The following is a 19,848-nucleotide window of genomic DNA, read 5'->3' as shown; positions in this document are numbered from 1 at the left end:
CCGGGTCTCAGACGAGCGGGGTGATCTGGTCGTCGCGGCCGAGCAGGGCCTTGCCGTAGACCTCGTAGTTGACCGCGGGCAGCACGATCGCGTGCCGGGCGGCGACCGCCGAGTCGCGCCAGATCCGCTGCAGCGGGTTGACGTCGGCGAAGCTGCCCGCGCCGTGTGCGGAGAGCAGGACGTCGATCGCGCGGGTGATGTTCTCGACCGCCCAGCCGGTGTCGGCGCGGGTCCGGGCGCGGGCTTCGACGCCGGGGTAGGTGCCCGCCGCCGACGCCGCGTCGATGTCGTCGGCCGCCCGGTAGGCGTGCAGGTGCGCGGTGTCGATCCGCAGCGCTGCTTCGGCGAGCTGCAGCTGGAAGGCCACGGAGTCGGCCTGGGTCGCGTACGTCGTGTACGAGATCGCTTTGCGGGGCGCCTTTTCGCGCACCAGCTCCAGCGCCTTGCGGCCGAGACCGAGCTGCGGGCCGGCCAGCACGAGCGTGAGCACGGGGACGAGCGCGGCGCGGAACACGTCCTCCTCGGGCGCGTCGACCGCGTACTGCCCGCCGATGGCGGGTGGCACCGACATCACGCGGTGTTCGGGCACGAAGACGTCGTCGGCGATCAGGCAGTTGGACCCCGACGAGCGCATCCCGGCGACGAACCACGTGTCCTCGAAACCGAGCTCGGTGCGGGGGAGCAGGGCCATGCCCTGGTCGACGACCTCGCCGCGCTCGTCGGTCAGCGGGATGCCGAGCGCGGCCCAGTCGGCGTGCCAGGAGCCGGAGTTGTAGTACCAGCGGCCGGTGACGCGCCGTCCACCGTCCACTTTGGTCGTTTCGGCGGTCGGGGCGAGCACGCCGGACACCTTCGCGCCGGGGTTCGCGCCCCAGATGTCGTCCTGCGCCTGCCGGCTGAACAGGCCGGCGAGCCACGCGCAGACGTTGCTCAGCGCGACGACCCAGGCGGTGCCGCCGTCGGCTTCGGCGACCGCGGCGGAAACGTCGAGCATCGCGCGGACCGGGAGCCCGTACCCGCCGTAGCGGCGGGGCTGGGCGATCTTGAACGCGCCGACGTCGGTCAGCGCGGCGATGCTCTCTTCGACGACGCGCCGGTCGGCCTCCCCCTGGGCGGCGTTCTTCTCCAGCAGCGGCCGGATGTCGGCGATGCGGGCGAGGAGCTGGTCGAGGGTGGGCGCGGGCTGTTCGGTCGCGAGGGTCATGACGGCGGTGTCCTTCCGAGGCGGGTCAGCGGGCGCAGGCGGCGATCTGGTCGGTGATGAGCGGGCGCGGCCGCTCGGCGTAGCGGGAGTGGGTGCCGAACGTGCGGTGGGCGTACACGAGCGGCGGCAGCTCGGCCCGGCCGAGCGCGGTGACCAGGCCGAACAGCAGGAGGTGGTCGCCGGCCTCGACGACCCGCTCCAGGTCGCAGGCCACCCAGCCGGCGGCGTCGCGCAGCCGGGGCAGGCGGTCGTCGGTGAACCAGGCGGTCTCGCCGCCGAAGCGGTCGGCGCCGCGGGTGGCGAACCGGACGGCGAGGTCGTCCTGGCCCTGGCCGAGCAGGTTCACGCCGAACCGGCCCGCGTCGAGGATCTCGGCCAGCAGCGCCGATCGCCGGTCGAACGCGACGCTCACCAGCGGCGGGTCGAGGGAGAGCGAGGTGAACGAGCTGACGGTGGCGCCCCGCGGGCCGTCCGCGGCGGTCGTGGTGACGACCGTGACCGGCGCGCAGACCGCGGCCATCACCGCGCGGAACCGGTTCGCGTCCACGGTGGTCATGCCGGCTCGGTGAACCGGTGGCGCATCGAGCCGATGCCTTCGACCGTGGTGACGAGTTCGTCGCCGGCGGCCAGGAACCGCTGCGGGCTGCGGGCCACGCCGACGCCGGCCGGGGTGCCGGTGAAGATCACGTCGCCCGGCCGCAGCGGCAGGGTGGCCGAGAGCCGCGCGACCAGCTCGGGCACCGAGAAGACGAGGTCGCTGGTGCGGCCCTTCTGCACGGACTCGCCGTTGACCGCACAGCTGAGCTCGAGGTTGTCGCGGTCGGCGAACTCGTCCGGGGTGACCAGCCACGGCCCGGTCGGCCCGAAGCCGGGCGCGGACTTGCCGAGGCTGAACTGCGGGGCCGGGCCGGCCAGCTGCACCGTCCGGTCGGAGAGGTCCTGGCCGGCGGTCAGCCCGGCGACGTGCTCCCAGCCGCGCTCGGCGGGCACGTTGCGCGCCTCGCGGCCGATGACGGCGACGAGCTCGACCTCCCAGTCCACAGTGGACCCGGTGAGCGCGATCCCGCCGTGCGGTCCGGTGAGGCAGCTGGGGAACTTCGTGAACACGGCGGGGGCGTCCGGCAGGCCGAGGCCGGACTCGGCCGCGTGGTCGCGGTAGTTCAGCCCGACGCCGAAGACCTGCGACGGCGTCGGCGACGGCGCCCGCAGCGCGGCCTCGTCGAACGCTTCGGCTCCGGTGGCCGGGCGACCGGCCGCCCATTCGGTGAACTCGTCCCAGCGGGCGTAGACGGCGTGGGGGTCGGCGGAGAAGCGCTGCGCACTGGCGCGCTCGACGTCGACGGCCCCGTCCCCCGTGAGGAGGACGAGCCGGCCGGCGAGGTTGGCGATCCGCATTGAAGGCCTTTCGATCGAGGGGCCGATGCCACCTCATACTCTGCTCGCAATATCCGACTGTCAAGGTAAGAATCGATTCTTGTGTGGAGAGTGTGTTACCGTCTCGGCATGGCGAAGAGAGCGGGTGGCGAAAGCCTGGCCGTGTCGGTGTACTCCCGGCTGCGATCGGCGGTCCTCAACGGCGAACTGGCCCCGGGAGAGCGGCTGAAGCCGGCCGACCTGAGCACCGAGTTCGGGGTCAGCCTCAGTGTCGTGCGCGAAGCGCTGGGCCTGCTGGCGGCCAAGGACCTCGTGCAGGTCGACCGCAACCGCGGGTTCCGCGTGACGCCGCTGTCGATGCAGGCGCTCGCCGACCTCACCGAGGCGCGGGCGATCAACGAAGGCTCGGCGCTGCGGCTTTCGGTGCAGCGCGGCGGCGTCACCTGGGAGTCCGAGGTACTGGCCGCGCACCACCGGCTCGCCGGGCAGCCGATGCTCCTGACCGGGCCGCCCGTGCGGCGCAACGAGGAGTGGGCCCGCGCGCACCTGGAGTTCCACCACACGCTGATCAAGGCGTGCGGCAACGCGGTGCTGCTCGACATCTGCACCCGGCTCTCCGACGCGGCCGAGCTCTACCGCGCCTGGTCCGGCCCCGGCGGCGAAGAACGGCACCGCGACGTCGCGGGCGAGCACCAGGGCCTCGTGGACGCGGCCTTGGCGCACGACCCCGACCTGGCGGTCGAGCGGTTCGAAGCGCACATCAACCGGACGCGGGAGATCGTGATGGAGTCCAGCTTCGGCGTCGAGCCCGCCTCGTGAGCCCGGCCGGGATCCACGACCCGCTCCCCGCCTGGCTACCCGGGAAGGACTCATGACCAAGACCGCTTTGACCGGCGTGCGCGTCTTCGACGGCACCGGCCTGACCGAACCCACGACGGTCGTGCTCGACGGCGCGGTGCTCGGCGGCGACGCGGCCGGTGCCGAAGTCGTCGGCTGCGCCGGCGCCACGCTGCTGCCCGGCCTCTTCGACGCCCACGTCCACCTGCTCACCCCGGACGACCTGAGCGCGCTCGCCGCGCACGGGATCACCACCGCGCTCGACATGGCGTGCTGGCCCCGCGAGCGCGTCGAGTCCTTCCGCGGCCGGGTGCCCGACATCCGCAGCGCGGGCGTGCCCGCGATCGGACCGGGCGGCAACCACGCGAAGATGCCCGGCATGCCCGCGGAGGCGATCCTCACCGCACCCGGGCAGGCGGCGGTGTTCGTCGCGCGCCGCGTCGCCGAGGGAGCCGACTACATCAAGGTCGTCATCGAGGGCGACCTGCTCGGCCAGGCGACCATCGACGCCGTCGTCGCCGAAGGCAAGGCGCACGGCAAGCTCACCGTCGCCCACGCCTCGTCGGTCGACGCCTACCGCCGCGCCGTGCGGGCCGGGGCGGACGTCGTCACGCACGTCCCGCGCGACGGCGTCCTCGACGCCGAGACCGCGGCCCGGATGGCGGCGCAGGGCCAGGTCGCCGTGCCCACGCTGACGATGATGGCGGCGCTGACGACCAAGCTCGGCGCCGAGGGGTACGAGGCCAGTCGCGGCTCGGTCGCGGCGTTGCACGCGGCCGGCGTGCCGACCCTCGCGGGCACGGACGCGTTTTCCGCGCCGATGCTGCCCTTCCCGGTCGTGCAGGGTGCGAGCCTGCACGACGAGCTGGTGCTGCTGGCCGGCGCCGGGCTGTCCGAAGTGGACGTCCTGCGTGCGGCCACCGAGCTGCCGGCCCGGCACTTCGGGTTCGCTGACCGCGGCGCCGTGCGGGAAGGGCTGCGGGCGGATCTGGTGCTCGTCGACGGCGACCCGACCCGGGACATCACGGCGACGGCGAAGGTCCGCCGCGTCTGGGCGGCCGGCGAGGTGGTCGCGTGAGCGGCCTGGTCGACGTCCACGCGCACTTCCTCACCCCGGGGTACGTCGAAGCCGCGATCGCGGCCGGGCACGGCTCGCCGGACGGCATGCCCGGCTGGCCCACCTGGGACGCCGCGCGGCACCTCGAACTGATGGACCGCTGGGGCATCGGGGTTTCCCTGCTGTCGATCTCGTCGCCGGGCGTCCACTTCGGCGACGACGCCGCGGCGCGGACGCTCGCGCGGCACGTCAACGACACCGGCGCGGAGGTCCGTCGAGCCCACCCGGACCGGTTCGGGCACTTCGCGTCCCTGCCCCTGCCCGATGTGGACGGTGCGCTGGCCGAACTCGCTCACGCCGTCGACGAACTGGGCTGCGACGGTGTCACGATCGAGACCAACGCGGCCGGCCGCTACCTCGGCGACCCGGCGTTCGCTCCCTTGTGGACGGAGCTGGACCGCCGCGGGACGCCGGTGTTCGTGCACCCCACGTCACCGCCGCACGCGGCGGAGATCGCGCTCGGCAGGCCGCGGCCGATGCTGGAGTTCCTCTACGACACCGGCCGTGCGGTGAGCGACCTGGTCTTCGCGGGCGTGGCGGCGCGCTACCCGGGGATCCGGTGGATCTTCACCCACGGCGGCGGGGTGCTGCCGCTGCTGGCCGAGCGTCTGGAGCTGTTCCGCACGGCGTTCGCGGGGGAGTCCGGCGGGCGGCCGGTGCCCGAGCAGATCGGCGAGCTGTGGTTCGACATCGCGGGAACCCCGTTCCCGCACCAGGTCCCGGCGTTCGAGCGCGCGTTCGGCACCGACCGGCTGCTGTACGGCAGCGACTTCTGCTGGACCCCACCAGCGGCGGTGGACGCCCAGCTGGCGAGCATCGACGCGGCCCCGCAGCCGCCGGGGACGACGTGGCGGGAGCTGACGAGCCGCAACTGCTCGAAGCTGTTCCCGCGGCTCTGACGCGGGAGGTTCCGGGGAGGACGCCGGGCCGGCTCGGAGCCCACCTGGCCCGGCGTGGCCGACGCGATGGTGCCGATGGTCCGGTGAAGGCTGCTCGAGGCGCTACTGTCGCGCCATGGATTCGGGTAGTTCGCGCGCCGAGGGCGCCGTTGATCCGTGGGATGAGCCGGATCCCGCGCTGGCCGTCGCGCTGCGGGAGCTCGGCTGGTACCGGCGCAACGCCGACCGGAACCGGCTGGCGAACCGCGTCACCGAGGTCGCCTTGCTGCTCGGCTCCGCGGCCACCACCGTCGCCGCCGCGCTCGGGGCCGTCGCCTGGGTGACCGCCGTGCTGGCCGCCACCACCCTGGTCGTCACCGGGTTGCGGCGGTCCTTCGACTGGCACGAGAACTGGGTCGAGTTCATCGGCCGCTGGTCGGAGCTGCGGCGCGTCGTCCACCAGTACCGCCTGCTCCCCGAAGACCGCCGCGGCGAGGCGGACCGGCGGGCGCTGCTCGCCGCCGTCGACGAGATCGTCACCTCCGAGACCCAGCGGTGGGCCTCCCGGCGGCGCAAGCTCCAGGAAAACCCCGGCCAGGGCCCGTCGGCCTGACGCCGGTGCCCGGTTCGCGGACACCGGCGCCCGGGGTCAGCGGGTGCGGACCGCCGTCGTGCCGAGCAGCTCGTTGTCCTCGGGACGGGCGTCGCCGGGGTAGGGGGCGTCGATGCTCGCGACGACCTTGAACGCCGCCTTGCCCGCCGCGACGTCCGCCGCCGTGTACGTGTACGCGAAGGGGAAGACCGTCTTGCGGCCCGCCGCCGGCACCCACTGCTCCGACTGCCCGACCTGCTGGTAGTAGGTGCCCTGGTCGTTCAGCCGGTACAGCGTGACCGTGACGGTCTCGTCGTAGCGGGCGTTCGCCACCGACACCTTGATCTGCTTGGTGTCGTCGACCCGTGCCTTGGCCGGCACGACGAAGTCCGACAGCGCGACGTCGTGCGTTTCGACCTTCAGCGTGCCGGCGCCGGTTCCGGTGCGGCCGTCGGCGGTCGACCCGGTCACCTCGACCCGGTAGGTGCCGTCGGCCGCGTAGCGGTGGGTGATGGGCGCGCCGGTGATGGGGGCCGAGCCGCCGTCACCGAAGCGCACCTCGCCGCTGACGAACGGCCGGTTCAGGCTGTCGCCGGTGGACGGGGTCATGGTGACGTCGGAGTACACCGTCGGGGTGTCGGGGTAGGTGTTGACCCACGGCGAAAGGGGCGGCGCCACATCGAGTTCGATGTTGTACAGCGACGCGGCGTCGACATCGTCGGCGACGCGGATCCGGTACGTCTCCCCGGCGACGCCGGAGAACACGGCCGGGCGGCGGTCGCCGGAGGCCACGCAGTCCACTTCGGACAGCGCGTCCGCGGCCGTGCCGCGGTACACCGTGATGCCCGGGCCCCAGTCGTACATCGCCCGCACGCTCACCGGCCGGGTGCGGTCCGGGGTGAACCGGAACCACACGGACCGCTCGGCGGCCGGGTCGCAGCTCGGCTTGACCTCGCCGGGCTCGGCCGAAGCCACCGTCAGGTCGCCGGCGTACTGCCCGGGCACCGTGACCGCCGGGCCGGTCGCGAAGTCGTCGTTCGGCGCCGGCGGCACCGCGGCGAACCCGACGGTCAGGTCGCCCTGGTTGTACTGCTGGGCGAGCAGGACGTGGTAGGTCGTCCCGGCGGTGGCGTGGAACGTCGCCGAGCCGGGGTTGCTCCACGCCGCGCAGGCGCCCGGCACCTGCGTCAGCGCCCCGCGGTCACCGGTGTAGACCGCGACGAACGGCCGCGAGGAGGTGCTCGACGACGGCGTCACCCGGACGATCGCGTCCGCGGCGGCGGTGTAGTCGTACCAGACGTTCCAGGTGGTGTAGGCCCCGCACGGCGTCGGGTCGCCGGGCGCGGTCGTCGCCTCGCGGGCGTCCTGGGACGCCTGGAACGGCAGCGCGGTGACGGGCGTGGCGGACCCGAAGTCGTCGTTGGACGGCGCCGCCGCGTGGGCGACGCCGGGAGCCAGCAGCGCGGCCGTGGCGGCCACGAGGCCCGCGAGCAGCGGGCGGATGGACGGTTTCATGGTGTTCCCCCTGGTCAGACGGCAGCGATGCGCGTGGCGGGCGGCTTGACGGTGGTGGCGATGGAGACCGCCGTGTTGTCCGCCGGGAAGGCGTCTTCCGCCGGGTACTGCAGCCGGACGTCGGCGCGGAACGCGACCTTGCCGGACAGCGCGTCGCCGGGGCCGAAGGTGTAGGAGAAGGGGAACCGGACCTTGCCGGTGGCCCGCGCGGGCACCTGGAGCGTGAGCCGGCCGACGTCGGTCCAGGAGTCCCCGGACAGCTTGGACAGCGCGACGGTGACCGTCTCGGCGTACCGCGTGTTGGTCACGTCCACGGAGATCGGCTTGCTTTCCCCCTGCCGCGCCGAGGTGGGCACGACGAACTTGGCGATCCCGACGTCGTGCGTGAGCACCGTGATCGGGACGTCGACCGTCTTGGTGCGCCCGTCGGGCGACTTCGCGTGGAGCGCGGCCGGGTAGACACCGTCGGCCGCGTAGCGGTGGTACACGGTGTCCTCGCCGACCGGGGCCGACTTGCCGTCGCCGAAGTCCCACGTCCCGCCGAGCGGCCGGTCGATCGCCTGGTACGAAGACGCGGAGAAGCCGACGTTGTCGAACACGGTCGCGGACGTCGGCGACACGTACACGTACGGGTCCAGCGGCGGCGCTGTGGCCAGTTCCAGCTCGACCGGCCCGTAGCCGCGGTGCGGCCCGGTCACGCGGACGGCGTAGCGGGTGCCGGCCGCCGCCCCGAACGCGACCGGGTTGCCCGAGCTCCGCTTGCACGCGACCTGCGTCAGCTCCGCCAGCGAGTTCCCGGCGTACACGGTGACGGCGGCGGCCCCGTCGACCCGCGCGGTGAGCGAGCGCGCCGCGTCCGCCGCCGGCAGGGAGTACCAGACCGAGGGCTGGGCCTCGTCGTCCACGCAGGTCGACGCCGGCTCCCCGGCCTCGGTCGAGGCGAGCGAGAGGTCCGGCTGCCGCGTGAACGGCAGGGCGGTCACCGGCTCGGCGTCGGCGAAGGCGTCGTTGGCCGCCGGCGCGATCGTGTCGAGCGCGAACGACAGCGCGCCGCCCGGGGTCTCGATACCGGAGACCTGGAAGGAGTAGGTCGTCCCCGCGGTGGCCCGGAAGGTGATGGTGGCGTCCGTCCCGTAGTCGCAGCCGTCGGCCACGGGCTGCAGGTGCCCGCGCGCCCCGGTGCTCGCGGACAGGACGGTGCGGTGGTCGCTGCCCGTCGTCGTGGCGCGCAGCAGGCCGTCCTGGGTCGCGGTGTACCGGAACCAGACCGTCCCGCTCGCCGCGTCCCCCTCGCACCAGACCGGGTCGTCGGCCGCCTCGGTGGCCCCGCCGGTGTCCTCCTGCGCGGTGAACGGCAGCGCGGCGACGGCGGCCGGGCTGTCGAAGTCGTCGTTGGCCGGCGCCGCCGCGGCGTGCGCGACCCCCGGCACCGCGGTGGCCAGCGCCGCGGCCAGCACAGCGACCACGGCCGTCCGCCCTCTCGAGCCGCTCGAGCGTGAAGAAAACAGCACGATTCGTTCCCCCTCGTGAACTTCCCCGCCCCCATGACGAAGATCCCTGCCGGACGTATCGGCGCTGCGCCGCCCGATGTGACCGGGTCGGGGCGGAATTAGACCGGATGCCGCAACGGCCGGGCACCGGCTGACAAAACCGGACACCCGGTGAGGGGGCCGGTCACGGCGAATCGGGCTCTCGGCGGCCGCCTGTTGCTACGCTGGCGGGGCGACAGGGCTTCTTCCCGTCAACTTCCGGGCACCGGCTCGGGAGCCCCGGGGAAACCCGGGGTAGCTGGTCCGCGCGAGCGGGCCACAACCACGGAGAAGCCCATGGCGCATCGGAAGTTCCACCGGGAGAAGAAGACGACGAAGCTGCGCGTCGCGGCAGCCATCAGTCCGTTCGTCATCGCCCTGACACTGGTCGAGCAGGTCGTGAACCTCATCAACCAGCTGAAGGATCTCTGGTGACGGGCCCGGACCAACCCCCCTCGTCGGGGCCCGGAAGTACTTCGATGTGCCCCCACTCCGGCGTCCGGCCCCGGGTGGCCACGGGCACACTTTCGGGTGCGGTCGGGCAACCGCCGTCCCCCTTGCGCGCGTGGCCGAAAGGCCGTCGACGGCTTCGTGCTTTGATGGACGTTCAAGAAAGATTCACGGGGAGGTAGGGCGCCATCAGCAACCCGTTGGTCGCGGAGACCAAGGACTCGACCAAGGCGTACTCGGGCATCTCGCTGCTGGAGTCGGCGAACGACCTGAAATCCGCGATCGAATCAGGCGACTGGGCCTCGGTCGCGATGGGTGCCGTGGGCACCGCTCTGGACGCGTTGTCGATGGCGATGGACCCCTTCGGTGCCGTCCTCGCCGCCGGGGTCGGGTGGCTGATGGAGCACGTCGGGCCGCTGAAGGAGGCGCTCAACGGGCTGACCGGCAACGCCGACGAGATCGCCGCCCAATCCGAAACCTGGAAGAACGTCGCGACCGAGCTGGGCAGCATCGGCGAGGACCTGACCGGGATGGTGAAGGCCGACACCGCGTCCTGGACCGGCAACGCCGCTGACACCTACCGGCAGCGTGCCCAGGACACCGTCACTTTGCTGGAGACTGCGCAGAAGGGCTGCGAAGGCGCCTCCAGCGGCGTGAAGACCGCCGGTGAGGTGGTCGCGGCGGTGCGGGCGCTGGTGCGGGACATCATCGCGGAGCTGATCGGGCATTTGATCAGCTGGGCGTTGCAGGTGGTGTTCACCTTGGGTATCGGTCTGACGTGGGTGGTGCCGCAGGTGATCGGTGCGGTGGCGAAGACGGCGTCGAAGATCGCGGATCTGGTGAAGCGGCTGGTCACGGCGCTCAAAGCCTTAGTGCCGTTGTTGAAGCGGGCGGGGGATTTGTTCGCGGATGCGGCGAAGGCGTTGAAGAACATCAAGCCGGGTAAGGCGGGGCCGCCGCCGAAGCACGCGGACATCAACGGCAACCCGAAGGGCATCGACGGGCCCCACGGCAAAGGCGGTGACGGGCCGAACGGCAAGCCCGACGACGGGACTCACACCTCGGGTGCCAAGGGGCCCGACACCCCGCCCAAGACCGACCCGCCACCCGCGTCGAAGGGCCCCGACGAGCCGCCGCCGAAGAGCCCGGAACCGCCGCCGCCCGCGACCCGGGGTGGGCCCGACGGGAACTCCACCACGCCTTCGGGCGCGCCGAAGGGCAAGCCCAAGGACGGGCCGGACCCGGCCAAGAACAAGGAGCCCGACGAGAAGGTCTGCGAGTTCGACCCGATCGACGTCGCGACCGGCGACGTGCTGTTCACCGAGGTCGACCTCGTGGTGCCCGGCGCGCTCGGCGAGCTCGTCACCCGCAACCACGTGTCCTCCTACCGGGACGGCCGCTGGTTCGGCCCGTCCTGGACGGCGCTGCCCGACGAGCGGCTGACCCTCGACGCCGGCCTGGTGCGCTACCACTCGGCCGACGCGATGGTGCTCACCTTCCCGCTGCCCGCGCCCGGCGCCGGCACGACTTCCCAGCACGGCCCCCTGCGCCTGCTGCACGCCGACGGCGACGACTACGTCGTCACCGATCCCGGCCGCGGGCAGGCCCGGCGGTTCACCCCCGCCGGTGACGGCGAGCTGCTGCTGCGCGAAGTCCGGACCGAGGACGGCGAGTTCCTCGAACTCGACCGTGACCCCGCCGGCGCGCCGCTGCTGCTCACGCACTCCGCGGGCGCCCGGATCGCGTTCGACACCGCCGGCGGCCGCGTGCGGGCCATCCGGGCCGTCTCGCCCGGCGGGGACGTGCCCGTCGCGAACTACGACTACGACCGGTACGGGCACCTCGCGCAGCGCACCAACTCCACGCCCCGGCCCGCGCGCTACGACCACGACGCCGAGGGCAGGCTCACCGGCTGGACCGACCACAACGGCGCCTGGTACCGCTACGTCTACGACGAGGCGGGCCGCTGCGTCCGGACCGTCGGCGACCAGGGCTACCTCGACGGGTCCCTCGCCTACGCCGAAGGCCGCACCACGACCACCGACTCGCTGGGGCACCGGAAGGTGTTCGAGTTCGACGAGGCGGGCAACGTGGTCGCCGAGACCGACAAGCTCGGCGGCGTCACGCGCAGCGAATGGGGTCCGCACAACCTGCTGCTGGCCCGCACCGACCCGCTCGGGCGGCGCACGGAGTTCGAGCACGACGCCGCCGGGATCCTGCGCGCGGTGCTGCGCCCGGACGGCACCCGCGTGCTGCTGACCGAACGCACCGAAGACGCGCTCGAAATCGAGGTCGAGGCCGCCGGGGGAGTGTTCCGCCGCCGCTACCCGGCCACGGCGCTGCCCGACCCCTACACCGACCCGCTCGGCGTGGCCGAAGACCAGGACGCCGAGCAGCCGTCGACCGCCGAGCGGCCGCGCGACCCCGCCGCCCCGGCCGAGCCCGACCTGTTCGGCCGCCCGCGCGCGGTGCGCGAGGCCGGTGGCCGCACGGCGCTGACCTGGACGGTCGAGGGCGACCTGCGGGCCGTCGTGGCCGCCGACGGCGCCCGGCAGCTGTGGACCTACGACGGCGAGGGCGGGGAGACGTCGCACACCGACGCGCTCGGCCGCGTCACCGTCACCGAGCGCGGGCCGTTCGGGCTGGTCACCGCCACGGCCGACCCCACGGGCGCGCGCACCACCCGCCGCTACGACACCGAGCTGCGCCTGCTCGCCGTGGTCGACCCCGCCGGGCGGACCTGGGAGTACACCTACGACGCCGAGGGCAGGCTGCGCACGCAGTCCGACTTCGACGGCCGGGTTACCCGGTGCGCCTACGACGCCGCCGGGCAGCTGGTCCGCCTGGAGAACGCCGCCGGCGAGGTCGTCGAGTACCGCTACGACCCGCTCGGCAACCTGACCGAGCGCACCTCCGCCGCGGGCACCGAGACCTACCGCTACGACCCGGTCGGCCGGCTCGTGCACGCCGCCGGCCCGGGCACCGCGGTCGAGCTGGCCCACGACGCCGAGGGGCGGGTCGTCCGGCAGACCACCGGCGGCCGCACCACGACCTTCGGCTACGACGGCGAAACGGTGACCCGGCGGCGCACCCCGTCCGGAGTGGACGTCCGGTGGCACCGGACCGGTGACGCCGACCTGCTGGACGTCGCGGGCACCAGCCTGGCGCTGCAGCGCGACGACGCGGGGCGCACGGTCGCCGTCGCCGTCGGGGCGAACCCGTTGGTGCAGCAGGAGTTCGACGCCGCGGGCCGGCTCGCGGCGCAGCGGACGCCCGCCGGGACCCGGCGCTACCACCGGCGTCCGGACGGCAGCGTCCTGGCGCGCGAAGACCCGGAAGGCGCGGTGCGGCACGAGTTCGACGCGACCGGCCGGATCACCGCGGTGCTGCGGCCCGGCACGGCCGAGCGCTACGCCTACGACGTCCTCGGCCACCTCGTGTCGTCGCCCCCGGGGACCGGTCCCGAAGCCGGCCCGCGCCGCTACACCGGTGGCGTGCTGGAGACGGCCGGCGCGGTGCGCTACGCCCACGACGCGCAGGGCCGGCTGGTCCGGCGGAGCGTCGGCGACCTGACCTGGACGTTCACCTGGGACGCCCAGGACCACCTGACGGCGGTGCGCACCCCGGACGGCGCCGACTGGCGCTACCACTACGACGCGCTGGACCGCCGGATCGCGAAGCAGCGGCTGGACGCGGCGGGCGCGGTCGCCGAGCAGGTCGAGTTCACCTGGGACGGCAACGCGCTGGTCGAAGCCCGGCACACGCTGGGCGGCGCGCCGGTCGAGACGTGGACGTGGGTGCACCACCCCGACGACGGCCGTCCGGTGGCGCAGGCGGTCACCACCCCGGACGGCCGCACGCGGCTGGCCGCGCTGGTCACCGACGACGTGGGCACGCCGGTGGACCTGGTGGGCGTGGACGGCGTGGTCCGGGCGGTGCGGACGAGCCTGTGGGGCTTGTCCGGCGCGGGCGCGGCCGAGACCCCGCTGCGGTTCCCCGGCCAGTACCTCGACCGCGAAACCGGGCTGCACTACAACGTTTTCCGGTACTACGACCCGGCGAACGCCCGTTACATCTCGCCCGACCCGCTCGGCCTCGCGCCGGCGCCGAACCCGCTGACCTACGTCGGCGACCCGCTCGTGGCGGCCGACCCGCTCGGCCTCACCGCGGGCGGCTTCGGCTCGGACCCGAACGACCAGCGCCGGTTCTCCGGCCGGTCGAACGCGGGCAAGTGCTCGAAGGCGGCCACCCAGGCGGCGGCGCCGTACCCGAAGACCAAGCCGAACAAGGGCAGCAGCTCCGGCGGGACGTCGTCGAACCAGCCGGGCCCGGCCGCCAAGCCGTGGGGCAGCAAGGACCCGGTCAGCGGCCGCACGACCTCGCAGGGCGGCGGCACGTCGTCCGGGAAGCAGACCCTCGACGGGTCGCCGCGCCCCGGCGGCTCGAAGCCGCAGCCGGGCGAGCTCACCGACGTCAAGGACCTGGAGACCACCAAGCATTCGAGCTACAGCCCGGAGCTGCAGAACGAGCTGAACAACGTCAACGGCTACAAGCCGGACGGCAAGAACCGCTGGATCCGCGGCCACCTGCAGAACGACAACCTCGGTGGCCCGGGCCTGTCGGACAACATGACGCCGCTGACGTCGACGGCGAACAAGAACATGTCCGGCAAGTTCGAGGGCCCGTTGAAGAACGCCAACACGCGCCTCGACCAGCTGAAGGCCAAGCCGCCGACGGACGCCGAGCTGGGCCGCGCCGGCTTCAGCCCGAGCCAGTACAACAAGGTCCGGGACGACATCCAGAACCTCAAGGTGGAGTACTCGGTCGAGGCCAGCCCGAACGTGAAGTTCCCGAACTCGCCCAACGGGTTCGAGAGGTCGATCCGCGACCACCTGGTGCTGAACGCGGAGTACAAGGGCCTCACCCCGGAGCTGCAGCAGTACATCGGCTTCGCGAAGGAGCCGAAGTTCCTCCCGCAGTTCCCGCCGGTCGGCACCAAGATGGACACCCTCACGGGCGCCTTCAGCTGACCGGCGGGCCCGCCGGGGCACCGGGCTCGTCGAGCCCGTCGAGTGCGGCGGCCCGGGCCCAGCGGCGCCGCGGTCCAGTGCGCCGCCGGATGGGGTCGTGGTCGCGGGCGTTTTCAGCTGCTCGGCGGGCCCTGCGGGGCACCGGGCTCGTCGAGCCCGGCGAGCTCGGTGGCGATGCGGCCGGTGATCGGGAGTTGGGCCGCCCGGGCCGGTGGCAGGGCGCCGGTCCAGTGCTCCACCGCCGCCCGTAGGCCGCTGTCGGATGGGGTCGTGGTCGGGGGCGCTTTCAGCTGCTCGGCGGGCCCGCCGGGGCGCCGGGCTCGTCGAGCTCGGCGAGCCCGGCGAGCTCGGTGGCGATGCGGCCGGTGATCGGGAGTTCGGCCGCCCGGGCCGGTGGCAGGGCGGCGGTCCAGTGCTCCAGCGCCGCCCGCAGGCCGCCGTCGGATGGGGTCGTGGTCGCGGGCGCTTTCAGCTGCTCGGCGGGCCCGCCGGGACACCGGGCTCGTCGAGCCCGGCGAGCTCGGTGGCGATGCGGCCGGCGATCGGGAGTCCGGCCGCCCGGGCCAGTGGCAGCGCCGCGGTCCAGTGTTCCGTCGCCGTGCGCAGGTCGCCGTCGGATCGGGCCACCCTGGCCAGGCCGTCGTGGGCCAGCACGTCGGCGTGGCTGTTGCGGTCCCGGCCGGTCAGGCGCAGCGCTTCGGCGAAGCAATCGCGCGCCTCCGCCCGCGCGCCCGCCGAGGCGTGGATCCGTCCGAGCGTCGTCAGCGCCGCGCTCTCGACGTCCTTGTGGCCGATGTCCCTGGCGAGGGTCAGCGCGGTCCGGCCGTGCCCGAGCGCGTCCTCGTACCGGGCCCGGGCACGGAAGCACTCGGCCAGGAACACCAGGCTGCGGGCTTCGACTTCGGTGGCGCCGATTTCCCGCGCCCGGGCCCGGGCCCGCTCCAGCAGCGGCAGGCTGACCTCGGTTTCCCCGCGCTCGGTGAGCGCGTAGCCGAGGTTGAGCAGGGCCGTGGCCTCGAGGTACGGGTTGTCGAGGCCGGGCAGGGCCAGCACGGCCCGGCTGCAGGCGATCGCCGAATCGTGGTCCTCGACCCCGGCGTGGGCGACGGCGAGGTTGAGCAGGGGCGCCGCCCGGTCGCGAGCCGTCCCCGCGGCGGCGACCAGTTCCGTGGCGCGGAGCAGGGTGGGGATCGCCGCGCGGAAGTGGCCGAGGCGGATGTGCACGATCCCGATGTTGGTGTGCACGCGGCCCGCGCCGAGTTCGTCGCCGCGTTCCTCTTCGATGGCGAGCGCGACACGCAGGGTGCGCAGCGCCTCGTCCAGCCGCTGGACCACGATGAGCGCCAGCCCCTTGCTCCGGTGCAGCACCGCCTCGGTCCCGCGGTCCCTGGCCACTTCGAGCCCGCGTTCGTAGACGTCGAGCGCGTCGTCGAGGTAGCCGCGCCGGACGAGCAGGGGCCCGAAGGTGGCCGCAACGTCCGACGCGATGTCCGGGACCTCGTGCCGGGCCGCCACCCGCAGCGCGGCGATCAGGTTGCGGTGCTCCGCCGCCACCACGGCCCGCGCCTCGTCGGCGGACGCGAAGACCGGGCCCCCGGGCTCGCCGGTCGACCGGCCCGGGTCGAGGACCCGCTCGGCGGCCCGGCCGAGGGCGAGGTAGTGCGTGAGCAGCCGCCGGATCGCGGTGTGCCGCTCCGCGGCGGTGCACTCCCGGAGTGCCGTCGTGTGCGCGTACTGGCGGAGCAGGTCGTGGAAGTGGTAACGCGTGGCGGCGTGCTGGGCGAGCAGGTTCGCGTCGACGAGTTCTTCGAGCAGGGGAGCGGCTTCGGACGGCGGTATCCCGAGGACCGCCGCCGCGGCCGGCGCGTCGAAGTCCCCGCCCGGCAGCAGCCCGAGCAGCCGGAAAGCGGCCTGTTCGGCCGCGTCGAGGTGCTGGTAGGACACGGCGAACGCGGCGGCGACGCTGCGGTCGCCCGCGGCCAGCTCGCCGAGCCGGCGGTCCTCGTTGCGCAGCAGCTCCGCGAGGAAGCCCAGGGTCCAGGACGGCCGCGCTCGCAGCCGCGACGCCGCGATCCGGATGGCCAGCGGCAGCCGGCCGCAGAGGTCCGCGATCTCCCGCACGAGGTCCGGGTCGAACGGCGGGCGGCCCGGCTCGGCGATCCGGCGGAACAATTCGGCGGCTTCGGCGTCGCTGAGCAGGTCGAGGGAAAGCGTGGTCGCGCCTTCCAGCATGGCGAGCCGCCGCCGGCTCGTCACGAGGACCTGGACGCCCGGGGTGCCCGGCAGCAGGGGCCGGACCTGGGCGGCGTCGGCGGCGTTGTCGAGCACCACCAGCATCCGGCGGCTGGCCACCGCGGCCCGCCACAGCTCGGCGCGGCGGTCGAGCCCGTCCGGGACGCGTTCCGGCGGCACCCCGGCGCCGCGGAGCAGGACGTCCAGCGCGGCGGTGGCCGGCACCGGTGCCTGCCCCGGCGTGTGCCCGTGGAGGTCGAGGAAGAGCTGCCCGTCCGGGTGCCGCTCGGACAGCAGGTGCCCGACCCGGATCGCCAGCGTGGTCTTCCCGATGCCGGGCATCCCGTCGAGCGCGGTGATGACGACCGCGCTGCCGTCGGCGTCGCGGGTCAGGCCGACGAGCCGGTCGATTTCCGCCGTCCGCCCGGTGAAGTCGGCGACGACCCGCGGCAGGTACCGGCGTTCGCCGGCCGGCCGGACGACGGGCTCGGGGGTACCGCCGAGGATGCGCTCGTGAAGCGCTTTCAGCTCCCGTCCGGGATCGACGCCCAGCTCGTCCGCCAGGCGGGCGCTCGTCCGCGCGTACACCTGGAGGGCCTCCGCCGTCCGGCCTTCGCCGTGCAGGACGGCCATCTGCTTCGCGACGAGCGTCTCGCGGTCGGGGTGGCGGGCGACGAGACCGGCCACCTCCGCGGCGAGGCCGCCGGTGTCACCCAGCTCGAGGCGCAGCTGGATCAGCAGTTCGCGGGCCGCCAGGCAGCGTTCCTCGAGGGCGAAGGCGGCGTCGGCGAACACCCGGCCCTCGAGGCTCGGCAGCGCGTCACCCCGCCACAGCCCCAGTGCCGCCTCGAGCAGCTGCTTCGCCGCTCGCGGGTCGGCCGCGGCCCGCTCCCGCGCCTGCGTGACGAGCCGGTCGAAGCGCAGGAAGTCGACGTCACCCTCCGCGACGACCAGGCGGTAGCTCCCGCCGTCCGTGGCGATGGCCGTGCGGGCGTCGCCCAGCGCGCCCCGCAGCTTGGCGACGGTGTTGTACACCTGGCTGCGGGCCGTCGACGGCGGTGCTTCGTCCCAGAGGGCGTCGATCACCTGACCGGGGTGGAGCGAGCGGTTGGCGTTGAGCGCGAGCAGGGCGAGCAGCCGCTGCTGGCGCCGGCCACCGGCGTTCAGCCGCCGGTCGCCCGACCACACCTCCAGCGGTCCGAGGATGCCCACGCGCAGCGTCCCGAGCCGTACCCCCTGAACTCCCACGCCGGCCAGTATCGCCCGGCGGCCGACCGGGAGTACAGCGACCGGGCCGCTTCACCCCGGAGGTGTCAGCAGCCCGTCCTCGAGCCGACGCACCCCGACGTCGGACTGGCCGGCGCGGCCGGCGAGGCCTGCGCCGTGACCGGCGTTGCGAACACGACGACGGCGGCCAGCGCGAGCACCCACGCCGCTGCTTTCTTCACCATGACGATCCTCCCCTTGTCGTGCCGACAGCGTCCCGAAGGTCGCTATCCGATCGCTATCCGCGCCGGCTCCCGGGATGCGGAACGGATAGCTCGGCTCTTTAACGTCCCGTTCGTGCGAACACACGGCATCGCCGGACGAGTGTGCCTCGGGGCGTTGGCCGCGGCAGTGCTCCTCGGCCACGCCCCGGTCCCGGTGGCCGAAGCCGCCACCCCGACGGCGGTCCGGCTGCTGCGGAAGGTCGAGATCCGGACGCGCGTCCACTGCGCCCCCGCCGGTGACCGCGGGGTGTTCGGGTGTCACGCCCTCCGCGAACCGGCCGGCACGACCGTCGTCTTCCCGGGCGGGCCGCCGGTCACGGCCGCCGCGTGGTGATGGAGAGGTCGAACTCCTGGACCACGTACCCGGCGTACCGGTCGGCGGGCCGCTTCGCCGCGGGCATCGCCCTGAGCTGCTCCTCCGTGTAGCCGGTCAGGTCCGCCTTCTCGACCTGGGCCTTGACGTGGAAGTAGCGCAGCTTGCCTTCGTCGAGCTGCGCCTGCATCAGGCGCGCGTGACCGGCTTCGGGTTCGCCGCGCTCGATCATCTTGGCGATGATGTTCCGGACGTACTCGGGATGGCCCTGTTCGTAGCCGCCGTTGGCGTTGTAGCCGGCCGAGGGGCCCTTCGCCTCGACGATCACGTAGTTGCCGTCGGGGTCCACGTGCACCTGGTCGAAGTGGTTCGCACCCCGGTCGGGCACGTCGACGCGGCGCAGCGGCCGGTCGGCGAAGTCCGGCTGCCCGAGCCCGTCGCCGACGGCGTGGTCGGCGGCGAGGTCGCCCAGCCGGTTGTTCCAGTGGTTGCTCTGCACGTCGTTGAACCCGGCCTGGTCGACCCGGTCGAGCGCGGTGTCGAAGCGGCTGTCCGGCAGGGGAGTGCCGCGGACCGCGTGGTTGGCTTCGTCCAAATAGGACCAGATGTGCGGCCGCCCGGCGGCGAGGATGTCGGCGTCCTCCAGCAGCTGCGCCGGCGCGGTGTCACGTCCGCCGGCCCGCCGGTGGGCGTCGATGGTCTCGGACTTGACGTTGGTCGGGCGGTCGTGGATTTCGTAATCCCCGTCGGCGTTCCGGCGGAGCACGGGGAGTTCAGCCCCGTCGTGCTGGACGTCGGTGTTCTTCCGCGCCAGGACGGTGTCGTTCCCCTCGGCCTGCCGCCAGTACTTGCGGAGCAGCTTTTCGGCTTCTTCGTCGTGCTTGTTGAGCCGGTCGACGAGCTCTTGCTGGACCTTCTTCTTGTGCGCCTCGGCGGCATCGTCACCCCGGGCCCGCGCGTCGTCGGCGTCGAGGCCGTCCTTGTCGTGCGCCCCGGGCGCGAACCCGTCGTCGCCGGCCCGGTGGGTGGTGCCGTCGGGGTGGTGGGTGTTCCATTCCCCGTCGGGTGGGATGCGGGGGCGCATGCGTCCGTCGGGGCCGATTTCGTAGTCGGAGGAGAAGACGCGTCCGTGGGAGTCGGTCCAGGCGGGTTTGGTGGGGGCGGTGACGTCGGTGTCGAGTTCGCGGGAGAGGCGGTGGGCGAAGTCGTTGGAGGAGGCGTCGCAGCCGATGAGCCGGATGGGGCGGCCGTCGTAGTCGGGGTTGCGGCGGAGGATGTCGGCGAATT

At 73.7% G+C, this 19,848-nt stretch carries 15 protein-coding genes and 1 pseudogene; 7 read left to right on the top strand and 9 right to left on the bottom strand.

The window, feature by feature from the left end:
• Positions 1-7: 7 nt before the first annotated feature.
• From ACLJQM_RS37600 to ACLJQM_RS37590, 3 genes are read right to left on the bottom strand one after another with little or no spacing between them, the layout of a single operon-like run.
• Complete coding sequence (locus ACLJQM_RS37600) at positions 8-1,204, bottom strand: acyl-CoA dehydrogenase family protein (RefSeq protein ID WP_410635081.1); 1,197 nt, start codon at positions 1,202-1,204, stop codon at positions 8-10.
• A 25-nt stretch (positions 1,205-1,229) separates the two neighbouring features.
• Positions 1,230-1,760, bottom strand: coding sequence for a flavin reductase family protein (locus ACLJQM_RS37595; RefSeq protein ID WP_410635079.1), 531 nt, complete (start codon positions 1,758-1,760; stop codon positions 1,230-1,232).
• Positions 1,757-2,599: a fumarylacetoacetate hydrolase family protein gene (locus ACLJQM_RS37590; protein ID WP_410635078.1), complete on the bottom strand. Its 843-nt coding sequence runs from the start codon at positions 2,597-2,599 to the stop codon at positions 1,757-1,759. Before ACLJQM_RS37590 ends, ACLJQM_RS37595 begins: the two co-directional genes overlap by 4 nt.
• 108 nt (positions 2,600-2,707) lie before the next feature.
• Here ACLJQM_RS37590 and ACLJQM_RS37585 point away from each other — a divergent pair, with 108 nt between their 5' ends.
• The 4 genes from ACLJQM_RS37585 to ACLJQM_RS37570 all read left to right on the top strand — a co-directional run bounded on the left by ACLJQM_RS37585 (position 2,708) and on the right by ACLJQM_RS37570 (position 6,023).
• Complete coding sequence (locus tag ACLJQM_RS37585) at positions 2,708-3,397, top strand: GntR family transcriptional regulator (protein ID WP_410635077.1); 690 nt, start codon at positions 2,708-2,710, stop codon at positions 3,395-3,397.
• Positions 3,398-3,449: 52 nt separating this feature from the next.
• A complete protein-coding gene (locus ACLJQM_RS37580) occupies positions 3,450-4,493 on the top strand; it encodes an amidohydrolase family protein (RefSeq protein ID WP_410635076.1) in 1,044 nt (347 codons plus the stop codon).
• The gene (locus tag ACLJQM_RS37575) at positions 4,490-5,431 is read left to right on the top strand and encodes an amidohydrolase family protein (protein WP_410635074.1); all 942 of its coding nucleotides are present in this window, start codon (positions 4,490-4,492) and stop codon (positions 5,429-5,431) included. Before ACLJQM_RS37580 ends, ACLJQM_RS37575 begins: the two co-directional genes overlap by 4 nt.
• Before the next feature lie 115 nt (positions 5,432-5,546).
• Positions 5,547-6,023, top strand: coding sequence for a DUF4231 domain-containing protein (locus ACLJQM_RS37570; protein WP_360776977.1), 477 nt, complete (start codon positions 5,547-5,549; stop codon positions 6,021-6,023).
• 36 nt (positions 6,024-6,059) lie between these two features.
• On the opposite strand, the gene ACLJQM_RS37565 is transcribed toward ACLJQM_RS37570, so the two are convergent.
• Positions 6,060-7,517: a hypothetical protein gene (locus ACLJQM_RS37565; RefSeq protein ID WP_410635073.1), complete on the bottom strand. Its 1,458-nt coding sequence runs from the start codon at positions 7,515-7,517 to the stop codon at positions 6,060-6,062.
• Between the two features lie 14 nt (positions 7,518-7,531).
• Positions 7,532-8,983, bottom strand: a complete 1,452-nt coding sequence (locus ACLJQM_RS37560) for a PKD domain-containing protein (RefSeq protein WP_410635072.1) — start codon at positions 8,981-8,983, stop codon at positions 7,532-7,534.
• Between the two features lie 360 nt (positions 8,984-9,343).
• Between ACLJQM_RS37560 and ACLJQM_RS37555 the strand changes: the two genes are divergently transcribed.
• Both ACLJQM_RS37555 and ACLJQM_RS37550 read left to right on the top strand, forming a co-directional pair.
• Positions 9,344-9,481 carry a hypothetical protein gene (locus ACLJQM_RS37555; RefSeq protein ID WP_360776981.1) on the top strand — a complete coding sequence of 46 codons (138 nt, stop codon included), beginning with the start codon at positions 9,344-9,346 and terminating at the stop codon, positions 9,479-9,481.
• Positions 9,482-9,696: 215 nt separating this feature from the next.
• A complete protein-coding gene (locus ACLJQM_RS37550; protein WP_410635070.1) occupies positions 9,697-14,526 on the top strand; it encodes an RHS repeat-associated core domain-containing protein in 4,830 nt (1,609 codons plus the stop codon).
• Positions 14,527-14,639: 113 nt separating this feature from the next.
• Here ACLJQM_RS37550 and ACLJQM_RS37545 read toward each other — a convergent pair whose 3' ends face one another.
• From ACLJQM_RS37545 to ACLJQM_RS37535, 3 genes are all read right to left on the bottom strand, one after another.
• Complete coding sequence (locus tag ACLJQM_RS37545) at positions 14,640-14,765, bottom strand: hypothetical protein (RefSeq protein WP_410635069.1); 126 nt, start codon at positions 14,763-14,765, stop codon at positions 14,640-14,642.
• Between the two features lie 229 nt (positions 14,766-14,994).
• Entirely contained in the window at positions 14,995-18,006 is a 3,012-nt protein-coding gene (locus ACLJQM_RS37540; protein WP_410635068.1) for an ATP-binding protein, read from the bottom strand.
• Positions 18,007-18,071: 65 nt separating this feature from the next.
• On the bottom strand, positions 18,072-18,209 hold the full coding sequence (locus ACLJQM_RS37535) for a hypothetical protein (RefSeq protein ID WP_360784633.1): 138 nt from the start codon (positions 18,207-18,209) through the stop codon (positions 18,072-18,074).
• Between the two features lie 112 nt (positions 18,210-18,321).
• Here ACLJQM_RS37535 and ACLJQM_RS37530 point away from each other — a divergent pair, with 112 nt between their 5' ends.
• On the top strand, positions 18,322-18,582 hold the full coding sequence (locus tag ACLJQM_RS37530) for a hypothetical protein (protein ID WP_360784636.1): 261 nt from the start codon (positions 18,322-18,324) through the stop codon (positions 18,580-18,582).
• On the opposite strand, the pseudogene ACLJQM_RS37525 reads toward ACLJQM_RS37530, so the two are convergent.
• Positions 18,563-19,848: pseudogene (locus ACLJQM_RS37525) on the bottom strand (hypothetical protein); the annotation flags it as partial. The gene ACLJQM_RS37530 and the pseudogene ACLJQM_RS37525 overlap by 20 nt on opposite strands.

The organism is Amycolatopsis sp. cmx-4-83 (genome assembly GCF_046548815.1).
GTDB classification, from domain to species: domain Bacteria; phylum Actinomycetota; class Actinomycetes; order Mycobacteriales; family Pseudonocardiaceae; genus Amycolatopsis; species Amycolatopsis pretoriensis_A.
This window is presented reverse-complemented; position numbering and strand designations above follow the sequence as displayed.